This window comes from Capnocytophaga sp. oral taxon 329 str. F0087, from assembly GCF_000213295.2.
GTDB lineage: Bacteria > Bacteroidota > Bacteroidia > Flavobacteriales > Flavobacteriaceae > Capnocytophaga > Capnocytophaga leadbetteri_A.
In genome coordinates this window covers 1-8,242 of sequence record NZ_KN390057.1, presented here as the reverse complement: position 1 = coordinate 8,242, position 8,242 = coordinate 1, and the positions used below count along the sequence as shown (strand labels likewise).

At 44.2% G+C, this 8,242-nt stretch carries 6 protein-coding genes; all 6 read left to right on the top strand.

All coding sequences use genetic code 11. The features are described 5' to 3' along the window. Nucleotides 1–1,132 (top strand): DUF4960 domain-containing protein (locus HMPREF9074_RS10740; protein ID WP_034540737.1); only part of this gene is annotated, 1,132 nt, incomplete at its 5' end. Nucleotides 1,133–1,146: 14 nt separating this feature from the next. Further along, nucleotides 1,147–2,604, top strand: a complete 1,458-nt coding sequence (locus tag HMPREF9074_RS10735) for a glycoside hydrolase family 32 protein (protein ID WP_009388675.1) — start codon at nt 1,147–1,149, stop codon at nt 2,602–2,604. A 301-nt stretch (nt 2,605–2,905) separates the two neighbouring features. Beyond that, the gene (locus HMPREF9074_RS10730) at nt 2,906–5,125 is read left to right on the top strand and encodes a glycoside hydrolase family 32 protein (RefSeq protein ID WP_009388674.1); all 2,220 of its coding nucleotides are present in this window, start codon (nt 2,906–2,908) and stop codon (nt 5,123–5,125) included. A gap of 1 nt (nt 5,126) precedes the next feature. After that, entirely contained in the window at nt 5,127–6,281 is a 1,155-nt protein-coding gene (locus HMPREF9074_RS10725; protein WP_255359616.1) for an MFS transporter, read from the top strand. Between the two features lie 140 nt (nt 6,282–6,421). Further along, on the top strand, nt 6,422–7,300 hold the full coding sequence (locus tag HMPREF9074_RS10720) for a carbohydrate kinase family protein (RefSeq protein WP_009388672.1): 879 nt from the start codon (nt 6,422–6,424) through the stop codon (nt 7,298–7,300). Nucleotides 7,301–7,303: 3 nt separating this feature from the next. After that, on the top strand, nt 7,304–8,242 hold a 939-nt coding region (locus tag HMPREF9074_RS10715; RefSeq protein ID WP_156961117.1), incomplete at its 3' end, for a substrate-binding domain-containing protein.

Here is an 8,242-nt window from a genome sequence, read left to right as displayed (position 1 = left end):
CTCAGTGCCCAAAGCTGCCGCTAATGTAGATTTGAGCAGTGGCGCTAAGTACCGCATCTTCAACGGCAACCTATATTGGGACTATACCGTTACAGCTCAGTACCCCAAGATAGAGAACTTTGCTATTGGCAAATACAAAGCCACTATCGACCACAGTACCGGTAAAATTAGTGTAAAATACCCTAAAGGAGAAAGTCTTACCGCGCTAACCCCTACCTTTAGTACTACCCCTAATGCTACCGTAAGCCCTGCTTCCGGAGTTGCCCAAAACTTCACTCAAAGCGTTACCTACACTATGAATTATCGCGGTGAGAGTTTTACCTACAATGTAGAGATTATCCCTACCAACTTTGCAGCGATTGCCTTTGTAGGTACTGCCAACAGTGCTTCGGCTATCGCCAATGAAGATGAGAAAGCAGCTTACGCTTGGCTTGTCGAAAACTACGACACTGCTAAATATATCTCGTTCAGCGACATCAAAGACGGCAAAGTCAATCTCAACAACTACAAAGTGATTTGGTGGCATTACGATGTCGTAGGCACTCACGATATGCCTGCCGATGCTACTAATGACGTAGTGGTGAACAAGATGAAACAGTACTATGCCAATGGAGGCTCATTCCTATTGACCTCTTGGGCAGGTCAGTACGCCACTACTTTAGGTATGGTGCTTAGCGGTAAAATGGTGAACAATATGTGGAATGAAGGCAAGAATCCTGAATCCGTAGGCGATGACTGGGGCATTAGTTTCAGAGGAAATGAGTCACACCCACTCTTCAAAGGATTGAACAAAATCAGTGGTAGAACCGATGCCGCCTATCTCCTCTCAAAAGAAGCCAAGCGCCGCGACCATAACACTATATGGAATCTGAAAGACTTTGGTGACTATAAAGACAATGTGCCTTTGTGGAAAACCGAAACTGGAGCCGAACTCCTTGCCAGCTACCATTGGGATAACGAAATGAAGCGCGCCACTATCTACGAGTTCCCTAAACGTGGCAACACAGGGCGCACTCTCTGCATTGGTATCGGTAGTTACGATTGGTATAACGAAGACAATTCTCCTGCCAATACCTACAAAAGCAATATCGAATTGCTTACCGCTAACGCCCTAGAATACTTAGCAAACTAAATAAGATAACAACGATGAAAAAGATATTTCCAATTGCATTGTGCGCCGCTGCTCTCATAGCCTGCGATAAAAAAGAATATGTGAGCAACGACCCCAATGTCAATCTCGAAGCATCTACTTGCTACGAGGTACAAGATGGAAAAGCTGATTACCATACCTTCTTTCAGCCCAAAAAGGCGTGGGTAGGCGACCCTATGCCGTTCTACGACAATGGCAAGTTCCATATCTTCTACCTCTACGACCAGCGACCAGCGCCTGCAACCTTTCACCCTTGGTATAGCACCACCACTACCGATTTGGTGAACTATACCGATAACGGCGAAGCTATCCCCTGCGGTGCCAATGGTTCACACGAAGACGCCCTCGGTACAGGTGCTATATTCAAGGACGGTAACACCTATTACGCCTTCTATACAGGGCATAATGGCGATTTAGACCCCAAAGAAATCATCTATTGGGCTACTTCTACCGACCTAAAAACGTGGACGAAAGACACCCAACACGCCTTCCGTGCCCCTTGGGGATACGACCGAAATGAGTTCCGCGACCCTATCGTATTCAAAGAAGGAAACACCTACAAGATGCTCCTAAGTACCCGTGCCGATATAGGAAGCGGTGTTTGGAGAGCCGTAATAGCTCAATTCACCTCTACCGACTTGAAGAATTGGACGAAAGAATCCTCTAATCCCTTCTTTTATATCGAAAATAGCGAAGACGTATTTATGGTAGAATGCCCCGATGTATTCACTCAAGGCAACTACCAATACCTTATCTATTCCAATATCAAAACGCGCCAAGTGCAGTACAAATACCGTGCTATAGGGGCAACCAATTGGACAACCCCCGCACAACCCAATATAGACGATATAGCCTTTTATGCAGGCAAAACCGCTTCCGATGGCACACATCGCTATATATGGGGCTGGATACCTACCCGCGAAACATATTCCGATGGGGGCACTTACGGCTGGGGAGGCTCTTTAGCCGTTCATCAATTGGTGCAAACCCCCGATGGTACCCTAAATGTGAAAATGCCAGCAGCTTTCGATAGCAAACCTGCAGTATCCACTTCCTTGGGTAACGTAGCTTTGGATAATAACACACGCGTTTTCGGTCGCCTCAACAAAGGTTTTAATAAGATAGCAACTAAAATCAAAGCCAACACCGCTACCGAATTCGGACTAATATTCGGTGCTTGCGCAAGCCAATTAGAAACCTATCAAATCAACCTCAATCTCAGCGAAGGAAAGCTACAACTCAATCGCGTTCTAAAAGGAGGAGCCACCACTACTATCCAACAAGCAAAACTCCCCATAAGCACATCTAAAGAATACGAGGTAAAAGTAGTACAAGAAGGTTCTGCCGCAGTGGTATATATCAACAACACCACCGCCTTCTCTTTTCGTTCTTACAGAATGAACCAAAACCCTTGGGGCATTTTTGCTAACGGAATAGCCAATTTCCAATTCTAAGAATTGAATAATTTATAACGAATTGAGAAAATCATTGCAGATTCTTTAAGTATATCTTAAGTGGACACTAAGTGGACACTAAGTGGTTACTAAGTGGAGCTAAGCAGTAGAAAACGCATTGCAAAAAATGCAATAAAAACGGCAAAACGTTGAGAATTTTTCAATGATTGATGTTTTGTAGAGGCGAATGACAATTTGCCCTTCAATGATAAGGCAGCCTTTGCCTAATAAATCGCTTGTTTTGTTTTGTGAATTCAAAATAAAACACTACATTTGTATCATCTTTTAATAAGAAAAGAATATGAAAAGAAATAATATAACACTTGCCTATGGCATAGCTGCTTTAGCCCTTATAACAGCTTGCCAGCACCAAGAAGATGACCTCATTATCGAGGACTTCGAGTCAGGCACTTATGCCAATTGGACGGTAGAAGGCGATGCCTTTGGCGCGACTCCTGCCACTGGTAGCTATACCGGTCAGCAGCCCGTAATAGACTTTGAAGGTAAATACCTCGCCAATAGCTTCAATAATGGCGACGACTCTCGCGGAACCCTTACCTCTAAAGAGTTCACCATCGAGCGCAATTACATCAATTTCCTCATTGGCGGAGGTACTAATCCCGATACCTATATCGAGCTTTTAGTAGACGGAAAAAGTGTGTTAAAATCGCATTCTCTATTCGAGACCGAAACCCTACAATGGCTTACTTGGGACGTCAAAGCCTATAAAAACAAGAAAGCTACTATCCGCATTGTCGATAACCAACGAGGCGGATGGGGGCATATCCTCATCGACCAAATCGAACAAGGTAACAATAAAAAAAGCGTTTTTATGACCGATTACACTCGTACCTTCGAAGCTATAGATAAGTATCTCCTTATCCCTGTCGAAGACCAAGCCGTTGAAAACAGCGTGCAACTATCAGTAGAAGGCACTCCTATAGGCGTGCCAATGACTATTCGCATCGCCCAAAACAAAATCGACTATTGGGTGCCTATCGCTATCGAGGCGTACAAAGGCAAAAAAGTAACCCTTACTTTTGCAATAGCCAAAACTACCGATATGGGCTTAGCCGAAATCAAACAGTCGGCTGAATATAACTTCAATTACAACGAAAAATACCGCCCATCATACCACTTCACCCCTCAATACGGTTGGATGAACGACCCTAACGGAATGGTATACCTCGACGGAGTGTATCATCTCTTCTTCCAATATAATCCTTACGGAGCGCGTTGGGGCAATATGCACTGGGGGCACGCCATTTCTAAAGATTTAGTGAATTGGCAGTACCAGCCCACTGCCATAGCCCCCGATAAGTTAGGAGCAATTTTCTCAGGCAGTGCCGTGATTGACCACGATAACACAGCCGGTTTTGGCAAAGGGGCTATGATAGCTATTTTCACTTCAGCAGGCGACCGCCAGACACAGTCTATTGCTTACAGCCTCGATGGCGGAAAGACTTTCACCAAGTACGAAGGCAATCCTGTCCTCACCGATGCTAATATCATCGACTTCCGCGACCCCAAAGTATTCTGGCACGCACCCTCTAAACAATGGGTGATGAGCCTTGCCACTACCCAAACGATTACCTTCTATGGCTCTAAGAACCTCAAAGAATGGACGCGCCTCAGCAAGTTTGGCGAAGGTTTAGGTGGGCACGGTGGTGTGTGGGAATGCCCCGACCTCTTCCCGCTTACTTATGAAGGAAAAACCAAATGGGTGTTATTTGTGAGCATCAACCCTGGTGGACCTAATGGCGGAAGTGCCACTCAGTACTTCATCGGTAATTTTGATGGCAAAACCTTCACTCCCGATACTATGGACTATCCTCTTTGGTTAGACTATGGTCGCGATAATTATGCAGGAGTAACTTGGAGCAATGTCCCCACTACCGATGGTCGTCGCCTCTTCATAGGCTGGATGAGCAACTGGGATTACGCCAATGAAATTCCTACTGAAAACTTCCGTAGTGCGATGACCGTTGCCCGCACTTTGCGTTTAGCGCATAATGGCGAGCATTTGGTAGTAGCCAGTGAGCCCGTAAAAGAGGTGGAGAGCTTGCGTCGTGAACCCCTCTCTTTAGCCGATAAAACCCCCTCCAATACGGTAACTTTCGAGAACTTCTTGCCTAACAACCAAGGAGCCTACGAACTCATCTTTACGGTTACCCCTAATGATACCGATAGCTTTAGCTTTGCCCTCGAGAACGCCAAAGGTGAAACAATAAAATACCTATTCGATTGCGCTAACAAAACCCTATCGGTAGATCGCAGCAAGAGCAGTGTAGCCTTCAATGCCAATTTTGCCGAAACGCCTATCAAAGCACCCCTAACAGCTAAGAAGAGTTACACAGTACGTTTGTTGGTAGATAAGGCCTCTACTGAGCTATTTGTAAATAATGGTGAAGTGGTTCAAACCAATGCCGTATTCCCTACTGAGGTGTACAATACGCTTCGTTTTAAAACTGAAAAAGGCACGCTAAACCTTAATGATATAACCGTTTATAAATTGAAATAAAATGAAAAATAATTATCTAAAATATTTATTGCCCGTACTTCTATCATTCTTCTGTATGGGTTTTGTAGACCTTGTAGGCGCAGCCTCTAACTTTGTAAAAGACGATTTTGGCTTAACCGAAACCACTGCCAAAGCGCTTCCTGCGATGGTATTCTTTTGGTTTCTGCTTTTCTCAGTGCCTACAGGTGTACTGATGAGCAAAATAGGTCGTCGCAAAACCGTACTCCTCAGCTTAGTGATTACCATCTTAGCAATGGTAGTGCCCTTTATCAGCTACAATTACACCACTATGCTGGTAGCTTTCTCCTTGCTTGGTATTGGCAACACACTAATGCAAGTATCGCTTAACCCACTAATGTCAGCCATAGTAAAAGGCGACAAACTCGCCAGTTCACTCACTTTTGGTCAGTTTATCAAGGCAATAGCCTCGTTTTCTGCCCCCTTACTGATGAGTTTCTGCTTTGATAAATTCAATGATTGGCGACTCTTCTTCCTGCTCTTTATAGCTATCTCGGTAGTAACCCTCTTGTGGCTGGGTGCTACTCATATTGAAGAGGAGAAAAACGACAGCAAGAACGCCACCTTTGCCGAGTGTTTTGCACTACTTGCTAACCCTTATGTGCTCTTGTGTTTCATTGGTATTATGTGCCACGTAGGGATAGACGTAGGGGTTAATGCCTCAGCGCCCACAATCTTTATGGAGCGTTTAGGGCTTACCACCACCCAAGCCTCTTTTGCCACCAGCTGGTATTTCTTATTCCGTACTATAGGATGTCTGTCAGGAGCTTATATTCTCACCAAAGTATCTCCTAAGAGTTTCTTCACTCTTAGTGTCCTTTGTATGATAGCCTCAATGGCGATATTGTTCTTTTTCAGTGATAAAACAATGCTCTATATCGCTATTGCTTTAGTAGGTTTTGGTAACTCCAATGTGTTCTCAATCATCTTCTCGCAAGCCCTCTTGCAGAACCCTACTAAGAAAAATGAAGTATCAGGCTTAATGATTATGGGGCTCTTTGGCGGTACTATCTTCCCTTTTGCAATGGGCTTAGCCTCCGATGCAATGAACGGCTCACAGATAGGCGCCCTTATTGTCCTCAGCATAGGAGTATTATATCTATTGCTAATGAGCACCCGACTCAAAGCCAACGCTTAGCAGTTCGAAAACGCTGCTAATACTATGAAATCTCAAAAAGAATTTATAACTTTGTACGCTGAAAAAGAAAATAATTAACAACAACACTCTCGCCTCCTTCCCCCAAGGGGAGGGTAGGGGAGAGGATAATATACAATACAATGAAAAATACAGTAGTAGGATTGGGAGAAATCCTTTGGGACGTTTTCCCTGAAAGAAAAGTATTAGGCGGTGCGCCCGCTAATTTCGCTTACCACGTGTCGCAATTCGGCTTCAACGGCTATGCTGTGAGTGCCATTGGTGGCGACCTTCTCGGTAAGGAAATTCTAAAAAGTTTAGAAGAAAAAGAACTCAACTACATCATCGAAAAAACTGACTTCCCTACAGGCACTGTAAAAGTACAGTTAGACGGTCGTGGGGTGCCTACCTATGAGATTAGCGAAAATGTAGCGTGGGACAATATTCCATTTTCTTCGCGTATTGAGAACTTAGCAAAGAACACTAATACCGTGTGCTTTGGGTCGTTAGCACAGCGCAGCGCAGTATCGCGCGCTACTATCCATAAGTTCTTAGATTTGATGCCTGCCGAGAGTCTGAAAGTATTCGATATCAACCTCCGCTTGAAATACTTCAGCAAAGAAGTAATCGCCGATTCCTTAGATAAAGCAACAGCCCTAAAAATCAACGATGAGGAAATAGTGAAAATTGCCGAAATGTTTAATTTGCAAGGAACTGATGAAGAGGTATGCAAGCACTTGTTAGAGAAATACAACCTTAAATTCCTTATACTAACGCAGGGCACACGAGGTAGTTATGTGTTCACGCCTAATGAAAAATCGTTCTTAGGGACACCTAAGGTTACCATTGCCGATACGGTAGGTGCAGGCGACTCGTTCACGGCTGCTTTTGTAGCTTCTTACCTCAATGGTTGTAGCATTGCCCAATCACACCAATTAGCGGTAGAAGTATCAGCTTACGTATGTCAGCAACACGGTGCGATGCCTCGCCTTGCCGATGCTCATTTAGAATTGTTTAGGTAATAAATGAAAATAAGAAAATATACCTTCCTTTGTTGTTTCGCTCTCTTGGCTTGCCTTGCTTGCCAACGAGAGCGAAAACCGCGTTATATTATTGGGGTCTCTCAATGCAGTGAAGACCTTTGGCGACAAACGATGAATGAGGAGCTCAAACGCGAAGTAGCCCTCTATCAGGCTGATGCCCAGGTGCTTATTCGCAGTGTAAAAGACGATACTCCTAAGCAAATTGCCGATATAGAGTGGTTTATAGAGCAAAAGGTAGATGTGCTTGTCGTTTCGCCTAACGAGTCGGAAGCCTGTACTCCTGTGATTGAAAAGGCTTACCAGCAGGGTATCCCCGTGATTTTGGTCGATAGGAAAATAGCTACCGAAAGTTATACTGCCTATGTAGGAGCCAATAATTACCAAATAGGTAAAGAAGCAGGACTTTATGCCATAGGTGTTCTCAAAGGCAAAGGCAATATAGTCGAAGTGCGTGGTACCAAAGGCTCTACCTCCGATGCCGAGCGTCATAAAGGTTTTGTCGATGCCTTAGCTAAAGCTCCAGAAATTCAGATTGTAGCAGAAGTATGGGGCAACTATTTGCTTGATGAAGCTAAAAAGCAGTTGCAACTTGTATTTCAGCAGCATCCTAATATAGACCTCGTTTTTGCAATGAATGACCCTATGGCAGCAGGAGCTCGCCAGGCGGCTATTCAGTTCAATGGTAAGCTGCCTTTTATTGTAGGAGTAGATGCGCTTATTGATGGAGGCATTAAAAATATAGAAAACAATGTTCAAGATGCTTCATTTATCTATCCAACAGGTGGTGAGAAGGTAATTGACCTTGCAATGAAAATTCTCCACAATCAACCTTTTCAGCGTGAGAATATCCTCAATACCACAGTGGTAGATAAGAGCAATGTGCGCATTTTGCAGCTACAAACCGAACAAATTGCTGAAAAA

Bases quoted from the DNA above. Each gene is read 5' to 3' on its own strand.
- HMPREF9074_RS10730 (WP_009388674.1), top strand. From the start codon at position 2,906: ATGAAAAGAAATAATATAACACTTGCCTATGGCATAGCTGCTTTAGCC.
- HMPREF9074_RS10725 (WP_255359616.1), top strand. From the start codon at position 5,127: ATGAAAAATAATTATCTAAAATATTTATTGCCCGTACTTCTATCATTC.
- HMPREF9074_RS10720 (WP_009388672.1), top strand. From the start codon at position 6,422: ATGAAAAATACAGTAGTAGGATTGGGAGAAATCCTTTGGGACGTTTTC.
- HMPREF9074_RS10735 (WP_009388675.1), top strand. From the start codon at position 1,147: ATGAAAAAGATATTTCCAATTGCATTGTGCGCCGCTGCTCTCATAGCC.